The following is a 15,592-nucleotide window of genomic DNA, read 5'->3' as shown; positions in this document are numbered from 1 at the left end:
TGGTGCCTCGGGGGAGACTTGAACTCCCGACCTCCGGCTTATGAGACCAGCGCTCTAACCAGCTGAGCTACCTAGGCACAAAATAAAAGAACAAATTATATATATATTTGCTTAAAAAAATATAAAAATTTGTTTTTTTTAAAAAATATTCTAAAGCCTTAAAGCTTCACTTTTGCTAATTAATTTTTTACATTATCAAGCACACGCTCTTTTTTCTTTAAACTGCTTTTTGTTTGTTGCTATGATAAAGCTATTTACAAAATACTTTTATAAATACATAATTATGAAAAAATAAGAATATGTGTTAAGAATTTGCTTTGCTTAAAGGTAAAACAGTTAATTTTTGCTATTATTAAAAATTAAATAAAGGAGAGTTTATGAAAAAGTTATTGACATTATATGTATTAGCTTTAACTTGCAGTGCAGTGGGGATTTATGATGTAGAGCCAACGCTAAATGAAGAACAAATAAAACTTTATGATGAATGTATCAAAGAAAACAATGCTAAATCTTGTGAGAATTATTTAGATACTCGTAATTATGATAAAGATGGCTATTTAAGTTTAAAAGAGAGTTTAGAAGTAGCTTTTAAAGGTTGTGATGAGCTTAAAAACGCATATTCTTGTCATATGGTAGCAAATTACTATGATGAAGGCTATCCACCAAATAAATTTATACAAGATAACAAAGAAAAATCTTACGAATATAAATTAAAGGCTTGTGAAATTGACAAAGATTTTTGTTTGTTTGTGGGCAATCATTACAATATTAAATATATTGATACTAAAGATAAAAAAGATAAAAAACAAGCCTTAAAATACTATAAAATAGCTTGCGACAATGGATATGAATACAGTTGTGAAAAATACAAAAGAATTAAATAGTTGGTGCAAATATTCCACCAACAAGCTTAAAAGCCATAAAGTTTCATGGCTACTTCTGATTTTCTTCCACCAAGTAATTTAGTTTTTTTATTAAATTAAATGTATTATTTAAAAATAAAGATGTTTTTTGTTTTATTATAGAAGGCTAAAAGATATAATAAAATTATTACATAGTAAAAAATTATAAAGTCCTTATTTTACCTACAAATAACTAAAACAATTTTACAATGCAATTAAGAAAAATTGTATTAGCTAGGTAAAGTTTTTTTAAGTGAGTGATAGGTTAAGTAAATCCCTACTTGCTTTAGTTAGTAGGGATTTGATAAGAAAGTAAATCTTTTACACCAGCTTCTTTAAAACCCTTTAGTCTTAATAGGCAGCTTTCACATCTACCACAAGCAAGCTCATTGCTTTCATAGCAAGAATAACTAAGATGAATAGGTGCATTTAATTTTTGTGCTAATAATACAATATCTTTTTTTCTTAGTTGGATTAGCGGTGTTTTTAAAACTATTTTTTTAGCACTTGCACTCTGTATAAAATCTTGAGTTTTATTTACAAAATCAGGGCTTGTATCAGGGTAGGCACTTGCATCTTCATAAACTAAACCAGTAAAAATAGCATCAGCATCAAATCTTTGCGCTAAAGAAGCGGCAATGGAATAAAATACTCCGTTTCTAAAAGGTACATAAGTGCTTGGTGTGCTTGTTGAAATCTCATCTTTTGGAATATCTATAGTACTATCTGTAAGACTAGAGCCGCCAATTGTTTTAAAAAAATCCATATCAAGACAAAATCTTTGTAATTTATAAAAATCACAAATATCATTAAATGCTTTTTCTTCCCTTGTTTGCGTTCTTTGAAAATAATTAAAATGAAGAGCTATAACTTCATAGCCTTCATTAATTGCAACTGCAGTGCTAACGCAACTGTCTAACCCACCGCTTAAAATACTAATTGCTTTCACAAAATTCCTTTATTCTAGCTATGCCTTCTTGGATATTTTGCATATTTGTAGCATAAGACATTCTAAAATATCCTTTCATACCAAAGCCGCTTCCAGGCACACAAGCTACTAATTTTTCTTCTAATAATTTTTCACAAAACAAAACATCATCATTGCTTATTTTGCTACAATCAACAAATAAATAAAATGCACCTTTTGGTAGAGAATGAATTGCTAATCCTTTTATTTCATTAATTGCCTTAAAAGCATAATCTCTGCGTTTTTTAAATTCTTCCTTCATTTTAAAAATATCTTCATCAATCTCACCCATTAAAGCAGGAATAGCAGCAGCTTGAGTGATTGAGCAAATGTTGCTAGTGCATTGACCTTGCAAGTTTTTCATAAGTTTATTTAATTTTGCATCTTTACTAGCACTGTAACCAAAACGCCAACCAGGCATAGCAGCACATTTACTTAAACCATTTATTGTTATTGTTCTTTTTAAAGCATCTTCGCTTAAACTTGCAAAAGCACAAAATTCTTCATCGTAAATTAGCTTTTCATACATTTCATCGCTTATTACAAAAACATTTGTACCTTCAAGTATTTTTGCAATTTGCGTTAATTCATCTTTAGTATAAACTTCTCCGCTAGGATTGTTTGGATTGTTTAAAATTAAAAGTTTTGTTTTAGAGCTAAGTTCTTTTTGAATATCACTTGCACTTACCTTTAAACCATTGCTTGGATACACATATTTTACCTTTGCACCAATATATTTTGCAATTTCAGGATAAGAAACCCAATAAGGCGCTAAGATTAACACTTCATCATCTTTATTTATTAAAGCACTAATAGTATTAAATAGATTTTGTTTAGCGCCTGTGCCTGTGATTACTTCATTTATAGAATAATCTAGGTTATTATCTTGTTTTAGTTTATAGCAAACCGCTTTTAAAACTTCATTTGTACCTGCAACAGGAGTGTATTTTGAGCAACCATCGTTAATAGCTTTAATAGCTGCATCTTTTACCTTTTTAGGTGTATCAAAATCAGGTTCTCCAGCGCTAAAAGAAAGTACATCTTTTCCTTGTGCTTTTAGTTCTTTTGCTTTAGCAGTGATTGCTAATGTTATTGATTCTTCCATATTTAATAATTGTTTTGAATACATCTTAACTCCTTTAAATATTTTTTAAATATCCATTATCGTGGATAAAAATAAACAATTCTCCTAGAATTTGTTTTTTGCTTCTATCATCAATTAATTTTGAATTTTCAATTCTTTCTTTTAAAATTTCATCAATTTCTCTTACATCATAGTCTAAATCTTCTAAAATATCTCTTATTGATTGGCTTTCAATAATACTTTCAATTTCATAACCTTTTTCATTTACATCAATGCAAATTTGCGTTGGATGTGTAAATAAATTATGTTTCATTCCAAGCACTTCTTGATAAGCACCTACTAAGAAAAATCCTAAAAAGTAGTCTTCTTTTTCTACATCAACATCGTGTAAAAATAAAGGTCTTTTATTTGCATCAAAAGAAATTTCACCATCACTGTCGCAAGTAATATCCCAAATACTAGCACTTTGAGTCGGATTTTTATCAAGTCTATCAAGTGGCATTATTGGAAATTCTTGCCCTAAACCCCAAAAATCAGGCAATGATTGAAACATAGAAAAATTTACTAAATATCTTTCTTGTACTTCTTTTTGAGTTCTTAATAAGTGCTTTGCACTTAGCATAGAAATTGCTTTTTTACCTATTAAATGTACTAAAATTTCAGCATTTGAGCGGTCTTGTAAATCTACATAACCTAAATCAAAAAGAGTTAAAACGCTATCTAAATGGTCGCAGCTATCGTGCATATATTCTACTGCATTTGCTGGTTTTATGTTTTTATATAAGTCGCATAATTCATCTATTAATTGTGGATTTTTGTCCTTTAATTTAAGTTTGCTTTCTGAATACTCTTGAGAAAATAATTCTAAAACAGGAGCAATCAATACAGCGTGATTTGCACTAACAAAGCGACCACTTTCAATGTAAATATTAGGTTCTTTTTCATTTTTTTGACCTGCAATTGTCTTTAAAATAAAGACAATATCATTTGCGTATTCGCTTAAAGTATAGTTTCTTTGTGGTGATTTTTCAAATTGAGAATATTCAATTGCCAAACCACCACCTAAATTTATATTTTTTAAACTATTTGCACCCATTTTTCTAAGCTCTACATAGATATTTCCAGCTTCGCTTAAAGCCTTTTTTAAAGGATGAATTTCATGAATTTGAGAACCTATGTGAAAGTGAATCATAGTAAAGCAATCAAGCAAATCATTTTCTTTTAATAAGCCTACAGCTTCAATTAATTCGGTTGAATTTAGTCCAAATTTTGAATTTATGCCACCGCTTTTAGCCCAAATTCCGCTGCCTAAAGAGTGTAATCTTACTCTAAGACCTATATTTGGTTTTACTTTAAATCTTTCTTTAGCGGTTTTTATAATCATCTCAAGTTCATTAATACCTTCAATAGTAAGGGTAATCTTATGCCCCATTTCAGCAGCAATAAAACCCATTGTGATTAATTCTTTATCTTTAAAACCATTTACGGTAATAGGACTATTTTCATTATTGTATGCCATAGCTAAAAGCAATTCAGCTTTAGAACCAGCTTCAAGCCCGTAATTTAGATTTTTACCTAATTTAACTAAGTTTTTTACAAAACCTGGATATTGATTTACCTTTAAAGGATAAACGGCATTAAAGCTACCTTCATATTCAAATTCTTTAATAGCTTTGTTAAAACTTTTATAAATTTGCTCTATTTGCTTTTTAATTAAATGCTTAAATCTTAAGATTAATGGACCTTTGTAGCCATCATCTTGCAAGGTATTTACAATATCAATAATAGCAGGTTCGCAACCATATTTTAAACATACTTTTCCATCTTTGATTATGAAGTTATCATCGCCCCAAATATCAATGCCATAATTGTTCATAAAAGTTCCTTTAATTCATCAATTAAAATAATTTTTTGTTCTTGTTTTGCTAAGTCTTTAAATAAAATTTTATTTTCTTTCATTTCATCTTCGCCTAATGCTAAAAAATAATTATAATCTTGCTTTAGTGCATTATTTAGATGTTTTTGCATTTTTTTAGCTTCATAGTTTAAAATTACATTTTTATTTTCTTTTCTTAGCATTGAAGCAATTTTAAAAGCATAATTTAAATATTTTTCATCTAAAACGCAAAAATAAATTTTATTTTCTTTTTTTAAAATATTTTGCTTAGATTTTAATATATCCATAACTCTTTCAACGCCCATTGCAAAGCCAACTCCGTATGATTTTGCTCCGCCTAAATATTCAACCAAATAATCATATCTGCCACCACCAGCAATGGCTGCTTTTGCACCTATTTCATCACTTATAAATTCAAATGCACTCTTAGAATAATAATCAAGCCCACGAACCAATCTTTCATCAATAACAAAGCTAACATTATTTTCTTTTAAAAGCTCTTGCAATTTTGCAAAATCTTTTTTACATTCTTCATCTAAAAACTCGCTTAAATTCGGAGCATTTTTTAAGGCGTTTTGGCAAGAATCATTTTTGCAATCAAGCACTCTTATTATATTTGTATTAAATCTTCTTTTGCAGTCTTCGCATAAATTTAAATCAGCGCAAAATTCTCTTAATTTTGCTCTATAATTATTTAATGTTTCTGGTGTTCCTAAAGAATTTATTTTTAAGGTATATTTAATGTCTAATTCATCAAAAATATCTTTTAAAATCATTATCACACTTGCATCTTCATAAACGCTAGCTATGTTAAAGCACTCAATTCCAAATTGATGAAATTCTCTGTATCTTCCACGCTGAGGTTTTTCATATCTAAACATTGAACCGTGATAAAACCATCTTTTTACACTGTTTGCTTTATCCATTTTCTTTTCAATAAAGGCTCTTACAACCCCTGCAGTTCCTTCAGGTCTAAGACAAACACTATCTCCACTTTTATCATTAAATTCATACATTTCTTTGCCAACAATATCGCTGCTTTCTCCAACACTTCTTTTAAATAAAGCACTTTGTTCAAGATGTGGAATTTGAATGTATGAATACCCATAATTTTTAGCTACCTTGCTTGATGTATTAATTACTAATTCATAAATTCTTGCATCATCATCTAATAAATCATTCATTCCCTTAATTGCATTTATCATTTATAAAATCCTTTATTTTTTTATTAATATTTAAAATATCTTCACTTGCATTTATTTTTATCATATTTAGGTTTAATTTTTCTAAAACACGCTCATAATTTTTTTGTACTTTTAAAAAATATTCTACACCCTTTTTTTCAATTTCATCAAGATTGCGATTTTTCATTCTTTTAAGAAATTCTTCTTTTTCTAAGTATAAATAAATAACTGCACTTGGCAACACATTTTTCATTACTTTTAAATTGCATTGTAGTAATAAATCATAATCTTTTTTACTAGCATAAGCTAAGTGCGATATAAAAGACCTATCAGAAATAATAATTTTATTAAAATCAAGACTAGAAAAAAGTTGCGCTCTATCAGCTAAAAATAAAAAATTCCTACAATCATCGCTCATATTTTCATTTAAAATTAACTTTCTTAAACTTTTTCCTAACTCGGTAAAACCTGGCTCATTTACGAAAATTGCGTTTTTGTAATCTTTTTTTAAAAGTTCAATTTGTGTACTCTTGCCAACAAAATCAGCACCTTCAAAAACAATATAACTCACATAATATCCTTTAAAATTTCTTTTGGAATAAGATTGCTTATATCTCCGTTATGTGCTTTTATGCTTCTTACAATGGAGCTTGAAATAAAAGCATTTTCTAAGCTAGGCATTAAATAAATGGTTTCAATTTTTTTATTTAAAGATGCGTTTGCGTAGTGCATTTGTAGTTCATATTCAAAATCACTTACCGCACGAAGCCCCCTTATAATTGTATAAACTTCTTGTTTTTTTGCAAAATCAACTAATAAGCAAGAAAAATCAAGTACCTTTACATTTAAACCCTTTGTGGCTTTTTTTACCAAAGAAAGTCTTGTTTGTAAATCATAATAAGGATTTTTTTTATCACTTTTTGCAACTGCTATTATTAGTTCATCAAAAATACCTAAAGCTCTTTTTATTACATCTAAATGCCCGTTTGTAATAGGGTCAAATGTGCCTGGATAAATTGCTTTTTTCATTTGCCTTCCCATCTTTTAAATAAATTATGCTTTATACCTATTAAATCGCACCACTTTCCAATTATAAAATCACTTTGTTTGCTTTTTGAGTAAGTGCTAATTAAAGCAGGTGCTATTATACAACCTAAAGAGTTTAATTTTTTTAAATTTTTTAACATTATGCTTGAGAATGGACTTTCTCTTGGAGCGATTATTATTTTTCTATTTTCTTTAAGATTTACATTAAAGGCTCTTGTAATTAATGTATTTGTTCTACCGTAAAGCACATTAGCTAAAAAATCACAACTAGCATAAAAAAAAGCACAATCAATTAAAAATGAACCACTTGAAACACTTGCTGCTAAATTACTATCTTTAAAATAAGTTATTTTATGTTTTTTTAAATATTTTTTTATATTTAAACCTTCTTCGTGTTTTAAAACAAGCTTTGCACCTTTAGAAAACACAACATAAACCTTATGTTCTTTATTTAAAAATTTTGCTAATTTTAAAGCTAATTTTGCTCCACTAGCACCGCTAATACAAATTAAAATTCTCATCTAATCAACACCTGTTTGTTATTTAAAATCTCTCCATAAATTACTTTTCCATCGCTATTTTTAAGACGAATTCTTTGTCCTTTTACACCGTTTTGCAGTGCTGTTAAATCAATAAAAACACTTAAATTTCCATCATCAATAATGCCTACAACGCTATCTTCTTTGTTTATTACATAATTAGGTTTTAATTTATTTTGAGTTAATATAGTATTTGCTTTAAGAAAGGATTTTGCATAAGAATTTTCATCTAGCATACTTAAAGCATCGTTTGGTGCTTGTTTAAAGGCTATGTTTTTTTGTAAAACATCACTAAGGCTAATTGCTTCATCTTTTGCAATATTTCTTTTTAAAATAAGCACCTTGCTAGTTGCATTTAAAGTGTATGAAAATTGTTTGTTTTGATTATTGCAAATTGCTCTAAAAATACCTTGAGTATTTAGCTTAACTGCCGAGCTTAAAATGCAATTATCATCATTTTCTGGCTTTATTTGAATTGATACAATATTAAGATTTATTTTTTGAGCTAAAAAGCTTTTAGCTAATTGCTCTTTTAAACTAGCTGCATTTAAGCTAAGGCATAAGGCTAAAATACTATAAATTATTTTCATAACATTCAATCAATTCATCTTTTTTAATAGAACCATTTAGTCTAATAAAATGTGTATGATTTGTTAGTGGAGTTATTTGTGCACTTGAGAATTTACCATTATTAAATGGATAAAACACACTGTCTTTATAAGTACCAAAAATTATATTTTCTTTATTATTCTTAAGCTCAATATCACAAGAAATTTTTGCTTTATAGCTTTGTGCTTGATAGCTGCAATTTTGCATTTTTAAAAGAAGTTTTTTTAAATAAAGCATAGCTCCAACATAACAAGACATAGGATTGCCTGGTAAGGTTAAAACAAAATTATTTTCTTTATTTTTATAAAGAGCTATTGGTCCTGCTGGTTTTATTAAAACCTTGCTAAAAATATCTTCATAGCCAAGTTTGCTAAGTGCTTTTTTTACATAATCTGCATCTCCAACACTAGCAGCAGCACAAGTGATTATTAAATCATAATTTTTACTAGCTCCACTAAGTGCGTTAAAAACATAATCATAATCATCTTTTAAAATTCCTAAATAGTGGCTATTTGAATAAGGGTTAAAAAGAGCGTAAGAATTGCTATTGTAAATATAATCTCCACTAAAATAACTTTCAGCTAATTCATCTCCGCTTGCAAAAATAGCTACATTTATTTTTTTATAACATTTAATTTTATGATAGCCATTTGAAGCAAGTAACATAATATGCGCCTTGTTTAAAAGAGTGTTTTTTGAAATTAAAAGTTCGTTTTCTTTGTATTCTTCGCCTACAAATCTTATATTGTCATTTTGCTTTACATTAATATCTGTATTAAAAATATTTTCATTTATATTTGCATATTCTTTCATTACAACAGCGTTCGCATTTTTAGGAAGTTTTGCTCCTGTCATAATTTTTGCACATTCTCCTTTTTTAAGCTCATATTCTTTAAAATCACCAGCAAAAATACTATATGCAATTTTTAAATTTTTAATATCATCATTTATATTTAAAGCATAGCCGTCCATCGCACTGTTTGTAAAAAGCGGAGAATTTCTTTGCGCTTTTATATCAAAAGCACAAACTCTATTTTGTGCATCTTTTATAAAAACTTCTTCAATTTGACTTGTAAAAGTAATATCATTAATCGCTTTAAAGCTATCATTTATCGTCATTTTCATCCTTTAAACTTATTTTTGCACCTAAAGATTGCAGCTTTAAACATAAGTCTTCATAGCCTCTTTGTAAATGATAAATTCTACTAATTTTACTAGTGCCTTTTGCTGCTAGGGCTGCTAAAACTAAGGCCGAAGATGCCCTTAAATCAGTAGCCATAACTTGAGCTGCACTTAATTTTGATGGTTTCACAATTGCAAGATGGTTGTTTAAGCTAATATTTGCTCCCATTCTTTGCAATTCTGCAACATGCATAAATCTATTTTCAAATAATCTTTCATCAATAATACAATCGCTACTTGCACATAAACACAAAGCCATAAATTGTGCTTGCATATCGGTTGGAAAACCTGGATATTCACTTGTTTGAATATTGCACGAGTTTAATTTTTTGTATTTTTTTGTGCTTATTTTATCTTCTTGCACATCAAGCATAACGCCAAGTTCATTTAATTTATCAATTACAGCTAATAGGTGGTTTGGATTAACATTTGTGATTGTGATTTCAGAATTCGTAATAGCACCAGCGCATAAATATGTACCTGCTTCGATTCTATCAGGAATGATTTTGCATGTAAAATCACTTTTTAGTTCTTTTACTCCATGTATTTTTAAACATTTACTTCCTATGCCTTCTATTTTTACTCCTGCGAGTTCTAAAAACTCACATAAATTTATTATTTCAGGCTCCATTGCTGCATTATTAATAATTGTAACACCTTCTGCATAAACAGCTGCTAAAATTGCATTTTCTGTGCCACCTACTGTGATTTTGTCAAAAGTAATATTTGCTGCTTTTAATTTACCACTTGCTTTTACATAACCTTCTTTTAATTCTATTTTTGCTCCTAATTTTGCAAGTGCTTTTAAATGTAAATCAATAGGTCTTTGACCAATTGCACATCCGCCAGGCAACGAAACTTCACACTCGTTAAATCTACTTAATAACGGACCAAGCACTAAGATACTTGCTCTCATTTTACTTACAATTTCATATAAGGCTTTTGTGCTTGTTATATTGCTTGAATCAATACAAACGCTATGTTCATCAATCAAGCATTTTGCTCCTAGATTACTAAGTAATTCAATCATAGTGTAAATATCTGAAACTAGTGGGATATTAGTTAAAGTAACCTTTCCTTTTATTAGTAAGCAAGCAGCTAAAATAGGCAAAGTAGCATTTTTTGCTCCACTTATTTTAACGCTGCCTTTTAGTTCTTGTTCTCCTGTTATTTGTAGATATTTCATTCTTCGTCCTTTACAATATGAAAACCGCTCCAAGTTTGAGTTTGTGGCATTAATTCAATACGATTTATATTTACATACGAATTTAGTGAAAGTATTGAAAATACAGCTTCAGCGATATCTTCTGCGCTTAAATATTTTGTGTTTTCATAAACTTTATTTGCTGCATTTATATCCCCTTTAAAACGCACTATGCTAAATTCTGTTTTGCATAAGCCTGGTGCAACATCGCAAACTTTAATGTTTGTATGCCTTAAATCATTTCTTAATGCTAGTGAAAATTGTCCTACAAAGGCCTTTGTACCTGCATAAACATTAGCCCCAAAATAAGGATAATTAGCAGCAACTGAACCAAAATTGAAAATATAAGCATCGTTAGTCATAATTTCTAGCACAGCTTTACTCACATATAAAAGTCCTTTTATATTTGTATCTACCATAGTTTCCATATCTTCAATACTCATTTTATGAAATTCATTTGCACCAAGAGCTAAACCAGCAGAATTTACTAAAACATCAATTTTTTTAAATTCTAATGGTAGGGCGTTAATTTCTTTAAATAAAGTATTTTTATCTCTAACATCACAAGCGATTATATGAACTTGATTGTTAAAATTTTTCTTAAATTCTTCTAGTTTTTCTTTTCTTCTAGCAAGTAAAACGCATTTATAATTATTTTCTAATAATTTTTGAGCAATAGCTTTACCAAAGCCACTACTAGCACCTGTTATAAAAGCTGTTTTCATTCATTCTCCTTTAAACCTAATTTTTTTAAAAATTCAATATTTTCTACTTGATTATAAAAATTAGCATAATCAAGAGCGTTAAAACCATCGCTATCAGTTGCATTTATATCAACCCCAGCATCAATTAATAATTTTAAAACATCTGTATTAGCAAAAGATGCAGCTTGAATAAAAAGGGTTTTTGATGGATGGGTGTATGAGCATAAACCTATGTAATAAGGTAAATTTGTTTTAATTTTATCTTCATTATCGTAAAGACTTAAATTAACATTAGCCTTATGTTTTAATAAAATTTTAATTGCTTGTATGTTGTTTTCTTCAACAGCATAAAAAATAGCACTTTTTCCAAATGCGTTTGTATAATCAACTAAAGCTTTATTTTCTAATAACAATTCTAGTGCTTCATAATAATCAAGTGCATAAAAAATAGCACTTTCATAACCTAAATTAACATCAACTCCTTTATTTAGCAAAAAGCTAATTACACTTAAATCTTTTTTGCTTAATAAAGATATTTTTAGTAAAAAATCTAATTCATAATTTTTTAAAGAAAGGGAGTTTAAATAAGCAATACTATTAGCACTATCAAGTTTTAAAAATTCTTCATAAATATCATCTAATTTAATAAATTTTGTAATATCACCAAAGGCTCTTTTACCAAATCTTTGAACAAAGATATCGCAATTTGCTTTTAAATCATCAAAGTGTTTTTTGTTTATTTTACAAAATTCTTTTGCATAAGAATTAAATCTTTCATATTGTTTATAATTATCAAAGCTTTGAAATGCCCAATATTTAAAATATTCTAAATATTTATCATAATTTTTAATTTCTTTTAATTTAGGATTATTGTAATCTTGATTTAAAGAATTGATGTATTGTTCGTAGTAAAAAGCATATTCATTTCCATCGCATTCAAGTGAAGAACCACGAATTTCATTAGATAAAATAAACAACTTTTCTTTTTCAAAATCATAAGAAAAAGCAAAAGCACAAAGGAATAATAATAAAAATTTCTTCATATAAAACTCCTTTTTGCTAGCAGAAAGAATTACTTTCTGCTTAGATAATTTGTATCAAAATTATTATTGATAAAATCAGGGTTGTCCATCATTGAAAGATGAAAATCTCTTGTACTTTTAATTCCACCTATAATTAGTTCATTCAAGGCTCTTTTCATTCTAATTATTGCTTCTTGTCTACTTGGCGCCCAAACTACTAATTTTCCTATCATTGAATCATAAAAAGGCGGAACAGCATAACCTTGATACATATGGCTTTCCATTCTTGTATTTGCACCAGCTGGAGCTGCATATTTGCTAATTGTACCAGGGCTTGGAGTAAATGTTTTTGGGTCTTCTGCTGTGATACGGCATTCAATTGAGTGACCTTTAAAATTAATTTCTTCTTGTTTTGGAAGAGCTAAACCTTGAGCTACATTTATCATATGCTTAATAATATCTTCTCCGCTGCACATTTCGCTAACGCAGTGTTCAACTTGTAATCTTGTATTCATCTCAATAAAATAAAAATTTTGTTTATCATCAAGTAAAAATTCAAAAGTTCCAGCACCTTCATAGCCGATTGCTTTTGCAGCTTTTATTGCGGTGTTGTGCAGTTTTTCTCTTGTGCTTTGCTCTAATATAATTGCAGGGCTTTCTTCAATTAATTTTTGATGGCGTCTTTGTAATGAGCAGTCTCTTTCACCAATATGAATTACATTACCAAAACTATCACCAATTATTTGCACTTCAATATGGCGTGGGTTTTTAATATATTTTTCCATATACATAGTACCATCACCAAAAGCACTTAAAGCCTCGCTTTCAGCTGACCAATAAGCCTTTTCTAAATCGCTAGATTTTTCTACAACACGCATTCCACGACCACCGCCACCTGCTGCAGCTTTTAAAATAACAGGAAAACCTATTTCTTCTGCTAATTTCTTTGCACTTTCTAAGTCTTTTATAGCACCATCGCTACCAGGAATTACAGGTACTCCTGCTCTTTGCATAACTTGTTTTGCTTTACTTTTATTACTCATAATATTCATAGCTTCAACGCTTGGACCTATGAATTTAATATTATGCTTTTCACAAATTTCAACAAAATTTTGATTTTCGCTTAAAAAACCATATCCAGGAAAAATAGCATCAGCTCCGCTTAATTCAGCAGCGCTAATAATTGCAGGAATATTTAAATAACTTTCACTTGATTTAGCACCACCAATACAAATACTAGCATCACAGTATTTTAAATATAATGCTTCTTTATCGGCGATTGAATAAACACATATTGCTTCTTTACCCATTTCTTTGATGGTTCTAATAGCTCTTAATGCTATTTCACCACGATTTGCAATTAAAATTCTTTTTATTTCTTTCATTATAATTTCTCTACTACAAATAAATCAGTTCCAAATTCAACAGGCTGCCCATTATCAACTAAACGAGAAATAATTTTGCAATCATATTCAGCTTCAATTTCATTCATAATTTTCATCGCTTCTACTATGCAAATAGTATCACCTTTTTTAAGTGTTTGTCCAACTTTTGCAAAAGGTGCTGCACCTGGACTTGGAGCTTCATAAAAAGTTCCTACCATTGGAGATGTTAATGTATTTTCGTGTTTTGAACTTGGCTTATTGCTATCATTAGCAACATTAATATTTATTGGAGTTGGTGCTGGTGGTGGAGGGCAAGCTAAAATAGGATTTTCTACTATTGCTCCTTGCTTTTCTAGGCTTATTTCAAATTCTCCTTGTTTGATTTGAATTTTGCCTATACTTGCAGCTGAAAATATATCTATTAGTTCTTTAATTTCTTCTTTTGTCATATTTACTCCTTGATTAAAAAATTTAATTCTAGCAAAAAATAATAATTTTGTGTTTAATAAAAATTAACTAGCATTTTTGTATAAAGGCTTTAAACATTCGTAAGCGTAGTTAATTGCTTGAAATTTTTGTCTTAAAATTTCTTTTACTTGTTCGCTTTTTTCGCTATGAAAATCAGGATGATACATTTTAGATAATTTTAAATACTTGTTTCTAACTTCATCAAATGATACTCCAACTTCAACACCTAAAGTTTTAAAATGCTCTTCTAAAAGCTGGCAAATATTTAAAAATCTGTTATCTTTTTTAAGAATACTTTTTATTTCTTTTTTAAATTGCAAATACGCTAGCTCGCTTAAAGAAAAATTTATACAATAATTTAAATGTTCATTGCAAGAGCATAAATTATCAAGTAGCGTTAGAGTATTGTCATCTTTATAAGTAATTATAAATTGATTGTTAATTGTAATAACTGAATGTTCTTTGAAATAATTTTTTAAGTATGTTATTAAAATTTTATCTAAGTTATCAAAATTTAAAATAATTTGTTTTTTATTAAAATCTAATTTGCAGTGTAATATAATAGATAGCGGATTTATACTATTTAGCGTGAGTTTAAAAGTCTTATAATATGAAGTGCTAATATTTACAAGTTTTTCATTATTGTATTTTTTATTTAAAATAGATAAGAATTTTAAAAAGTATTTTCTTTGTGGAATTTCGTTTTCTACATAAAAAGATAAAAGTTTTGCTTTCTTGCCAATATTTTGAGAAAAATTTTTATTCATTATCGTTTTAATCTCGTTAAAACACGATAAATCTTGAGTATTTATGCTAATTGATTGTAGTGTTTGAATAATTTGCATTATAACCTCCAAATAACTTTAAAGAGGTTATAAGCAAAAAGCATTCCATTATGCTAAGAAATGTTTAATATTTTCTACCCACTTATTAATTCTTTCATCATTTTTATCTGCATCTGCTTTATCTAGGCAAAGCGCTCTTAGATAATTTCCAAATTGTAATCTTGAGAAAGTGTAATTGTAATCTTTTGCATTTACAAAGCCAATAAATCTTGCACCGCTATTTGCTAATTTATCATAAAAATCAGCTACTCCAGAGCAAAAACTATCAGCGTGGCGTTCGCAAGAACCAACAGCAACTAAAGCTACATTTTTATTTGTAAAATCAACAGTATGTAGTAATTTTACCTTTGAACCCCAGTCTTCACATAAAGCACCAAAAAAATAACTTGAACTCATTAAAATTACATTTTTATAATCTTCTAAAGCCTTTACTTCAACATCTTTTATATTAATAACATCAGCATTTATTTTACTTGCGATTTTTTCTGCAAAATCCTTTGTAACTCCACCTTTTGAAGCATAAAAAATAGCTACATTTTTCATTTTTTCTCCT

Annotated in this window: 17 protein-coding genes and 1 tRNA gene; 1 reads left to right on the top strand and 17 read right to left on the bottom strand. The window is 28.5% G+C overall.

Annotated elements, in window-relative coordinates:
- Positions 1 to 77 (bottom strand) — tRNA-Met (locus CCANL266_RS06760).
- Positions 78 to 377: 300 nt separating this feature from the next.
- Here CCANL266_RS06760 and CCANL266_RS06755 point away from each other — a divergent pair.
- Positions 378 to 884: a sel1 repeat family protein gene (locus CCANL266_RS06755; protein ID WP_172233200.1), complete on the top strand. Its 507-nt coding sequence runs from the start codon at positions 378 to 380 to the stop codon at positions 882 to 884.
- Between the two features lie 304 nt (positions 885 to 1,188).
- Here CCANL266_RS06755 and queC read toward each other — a convergent pair whose 3' ends face one another.
- From queC to CCANL266_RS06675, 16 genes are all read right to left on the bottom strand, one after another.
- Positions 1,189 to 1,851 (bottom strand): 7-cyano-7-deazaguanine synthase QueC, encoded by a 663-nt coding sequence (gene queC / locus CCANL266_RS06750; protein WP_172233198.1) that lies wholly within the window; start codon positions 1,849 to 1,851, stop codon positions 1,189 to 1,191.
- Complete coding sequence (locus tag CCANL266_RS06745) at positions 1,838 to 2,998, bottom strand: pyridoxal phosphate-dependent aminotransferase (RefSeq protein WP_172233195.1); 1,161 nt, start codon at positions 2,996 to 2,998, stop codon at positions 1,838 to 1,840. The genes queC and CCANL266_RS06745 overlap by 14 nt, the downstream gene beginning before the upstream one ends.
- 10 nt (positions 2,999 to 3,008) lie before the next feature.
- Complete coding sequence (speA, locus tag CCANL266_RS06740; RefSeq protein ID WP_172233192.1) at positions 3,009 to 4,829, bottom strand: biosynthetic arginine decarboxylase; 1,821 nt, start codon at positions 4,827 to 4,829, stop codon at positions 3,009 to 3,011.
- Positions 4,826 to 6,055, bottom strand: a complete 1,230-nt coding sequence (gene hisS, locus CCANL266_RS06735; RefSeq protein ID WP_172233189.1) for a histidine--tRNA ligase — start codon at positions 6,053 to 6,055, stop codon at positions 4,826 to 4,828. The genes speA and hisS overlap by 4 nt, the downstream gene beginning before the upstream one ends.
- Positions 6,039 to 6,605 (bottom strand): dTMP kinase, encoded by a 567-nt coding sequence (gene tmk / locus CCANL266_RS06730; RefSeq protein WP_172233186.1) that lies wholly within the window; start codon positions 6,603 to 6,605, stop codon positions 6,039 to 6,041. Before tmk ends, hisS begins: the two co-directional genes overlap by 17 nt.
- On the bottom strand, positions 6,602 to 7,063 hold the full coding sequence (gene coaD / locus CCANL266_RS06725; RefSeq protein ID WP_172233183.1) for a pantetheine-phosphate adenylyltransferase: 462 nt from the start codon (positions 7,061 to 7,063) through the stop codon (positions 6,602 to 6,604). The genes tmk and coaD overlap by 4 nt, the downstream gene beginning before the upstream one ends.
- Complete coding sequence (locus CCANL266_RS06720) at positions 7,060 to 7,602, bottom strand: UbiX family flavin prenyltransferase (protein WP_172233180.1); 543 nt, start codon at positions 7,600 to 7,602, stop codon at positions 7,060 to 7,062. The genes coaD and CCANL266_RS06720 overlap by 4 nt, the downstream gene beginning before the upstream one ends.
- Positions 7,599 to 8,210 carry a flagellar basal body P-ring formation chaperone FlgA gene (flgA, locus tag CCANL266_RS06715; RefSeq protein ID WP_172233177.1) on the bottom strand — a complete coding sequence of 204 codons (612 nt, stop codon included), beginning with the start codon at positions 8,208 to 8,210 and terminating at the stop codon, positions 7,599 to 7,601. The genes CCANL266_RS06720 and flgA overlap by 4 nt, the downstream gene beginning before the upstream one ends.
- Entirely contained in the window at positions 8,194 to 9,348 is a 1,155-nt protein-coding gene (locus tag CCANL266_RS06710; protein ID WP_172233174.1) for a molybdopterin molybdotransferase MoeA, read from the bottom strand. Before CCANL266_RS06710 ends, flgA begins: the two co-directional genes overlap by 17 nt.
- Entirely contained in the window at positions 9,335 to 10,597 is a 1,263-nt protein-coding gene (murA, locus tag CCANL266_RS06705; RefSeq protein WP_172233171.1) for a UDP-N-acetylglucosamine 1-carboxyvinyltransferase, read from the bottom strand. Before murA ends, CCANL266_RS06710 begins: the two co-directional genes overlap by 14 nt.
- A complete protein-coding gene (locus CCANL266_RS06700) occupies positions 10,594 to 11,340 on the bottom strand; it encodes an SDR family NAD(P)-dependent oxidoreductase (protein WP_172233168.1) in 747 nt (248 codons plus the stop codon). The genes murA and CCANL266_RS06700 overlap by 4 nt, the downstream gene beginning before the upstream one ends.
- Positions 11,337 to 12,362, bottom strand: a complete 1,026-nt coding sequence (locus tag CCANL266_RS06695) for an ankyrin repeat domain-containing protein (RefSeq protein WP_172233165.1) — start codon at positions 12,360 to 12,362, stop codon at positions 11,337 to 11,339. Before CCANL266_RS06695 ends, CCANL266_RS06700 begins: the two co-directional genes overlap by 4 nt.
- Before the next feature lie 29 nt (positions 12,363 to 12,391).
- Entirely contained in the window at positions 12,392 to 13,726 is a 1,335-nt protein-coding gene (locus CCANL266_RS06690; RefSeq protein ID WP_172233162.1) for an acetyl-CoA carboxylase biotin carboxylase subunit, read from the bottom strand.
- On the bottom strand, positions 13,726 to 14,175 hold the full coding sequence (gene accB, locus CCANL266_RS06685) for an acetyl-CoA carboxylase biotin carboxyl carrier protein (protein WP_172233159.1): 450 nt from the start codon (positions 14,173 to 14,175) through the stop codon (positions 13,726 to 13,728). Before accB ends, CCANL266_RS06690 begins: the two co-directional genes overlap by 1 nt.
- Positions 14,176 to 14,238: 63 nt before the next feature.
- Positions 14,239 to 15,039 (bottom strand): J domain-containing protein, encoded by an 801-nt coding sequence (locus tag CCANL266_RS06680; RefSeq protein WP_172233156.1) that lies wholly within the window; start codon positions 15,037 to 15,039, stop codon positions 14,239 to 14,241.
- Positions 15,040 to 15,087: 48 nt separating this feature from the next.
- Positions 15,088 to 15,582: a flavodoxin domain-containing protein gene (locus tag CCANL266_RS06675; protein WP_172233153.1), complete on the bottom strand. Its 495-nt coding sequence runs from the start codon at positions 15,580 to 15,582 to the stop codon at positions 15,088 to 15,090.
- Positions 15,583 to 15,592: the final 10 nt, after the last annotated feature.

The sequence above is a fragment of the Campylobacter canadensis genome (genome assembly GCF_013177655.1).
Taxonomy (GTDB): domain Bacteria; phylum Campylobacterota; class Campylobacteria; order Campylobacterales; family Campylobacteraceae; genus Campylobacter_E; species Campylobacter_E canadensis.
The sequence above is the reverse complement of the archived record's forward strand: the minus strand, read 5'-3'. Positions and strand labels throughout refer to the sequence as shown.

Excerpts from the sequence above, each read along its gene's own strand:
- murA (WP_172233171.1), bottom strand. The coding sequence starts at position 10,597 with ATGAAATATCTACAAATAACAGGAGAACAAGAACTAAAAGGCAGCGTT.
- CCANL266_RS06745 (WP_172233195.1), bottom strand. The coding sequence starts at position 2,998 with ATGTATTCAAAACAATTATTAAATATGGAAGAATCAATAACATTAGCA.
- coaD (WP_172233183.1), bottom strand. The coding sequence starts at position 7,063 with ATGAAAAAAGCAATTTATCCAGGCACATTTGACCCTATTACAAACGGG.
- flgA (WP_172233177.1), bottom strand. The coding sequence starts at position 8,210 with ATGAAAATAATTTATAGTATTTTAGCCTTATGCCTTAGCTTAAATGCA.
- CCANL266_RS06755 (WP_172233200.1), top strand. The coding sequence starts at position 378 with ATGAAAAAGTTATTGACATTATATGTATTAGCTTTAACTTGCAGTGCA.
- hisS (WP_172233189.1), bottom strand. The coding sequence starts at position 6,055 with ATGATAAATGCAATTAAGGGAATGAATGATTTATTAGATGATGATGCA.
- CCANL266_RS06695 (WP_172233165.1), bottom strand. The coding sequence starts at position 12,362 with ATGAAGAAATTTTTATTATTATTCCTTTGTGCTTTTGCTTTTTCTTAT.
- CCANL266_RS06690 (WP_172233162.1), bottom strand. The coding sequence starts at position 13,726 with ATGAAAGAAATAAAAAGAATTTTAATTGCAAATCGTGGTGAAATAGCA.
- accB (WP_172233159.1), bottom strand. The coding sequence starts at position 14,175 with ATGACAAAAGAAGAAATTAAAGAACTAATAGATATATTTTCAGCTGCA.
- CCANL266_RS06700 (WP_172233168.1), bottom strand. The coding sequence starts at position 11,340 with ATGAAAACAGCTTTTATAACAGGTGCTAGTAGTGGCTTTGGTAAAGCT.
- CCANL266_RS06675 (WP_172233153.1), bottom strand. The coding sequence starts at position 15,582 with ATGAAAAATGTAGCTATTTTTTATGCTTCAAAAGGTGGAGTTACAAAG.
- speA (WP_172233192.1), bottom strand. The coding sequence starts at position 4,829 with ATGAACAATTATGGCATTGATATTTGGGGCGATGATAACTTCATAATC.
- CCANL266_RS06680 (WP_172233156.1), bottom strand. The coding sequence starts at position 15,039 with ATGCAAATTATTCAAACACTACAATCAATTAGCATAAATACTCAAGAT.
- CCANL266_RS06710 (WP_172233174.1), bottom strand. The coding sequence starts at position 9,348 with ATGACGATAAATGATAGCTTTAAAGCGATTAATGATATTACTTTTACA.
- CCANL266_RS06720 (WP_172233180.1), bottom strand. The coding sequence starts at position 7,602 with ATGAGAATTTTAATTTGTATTAGCGGTGCTAGTGGAGCAAAATTAGCT.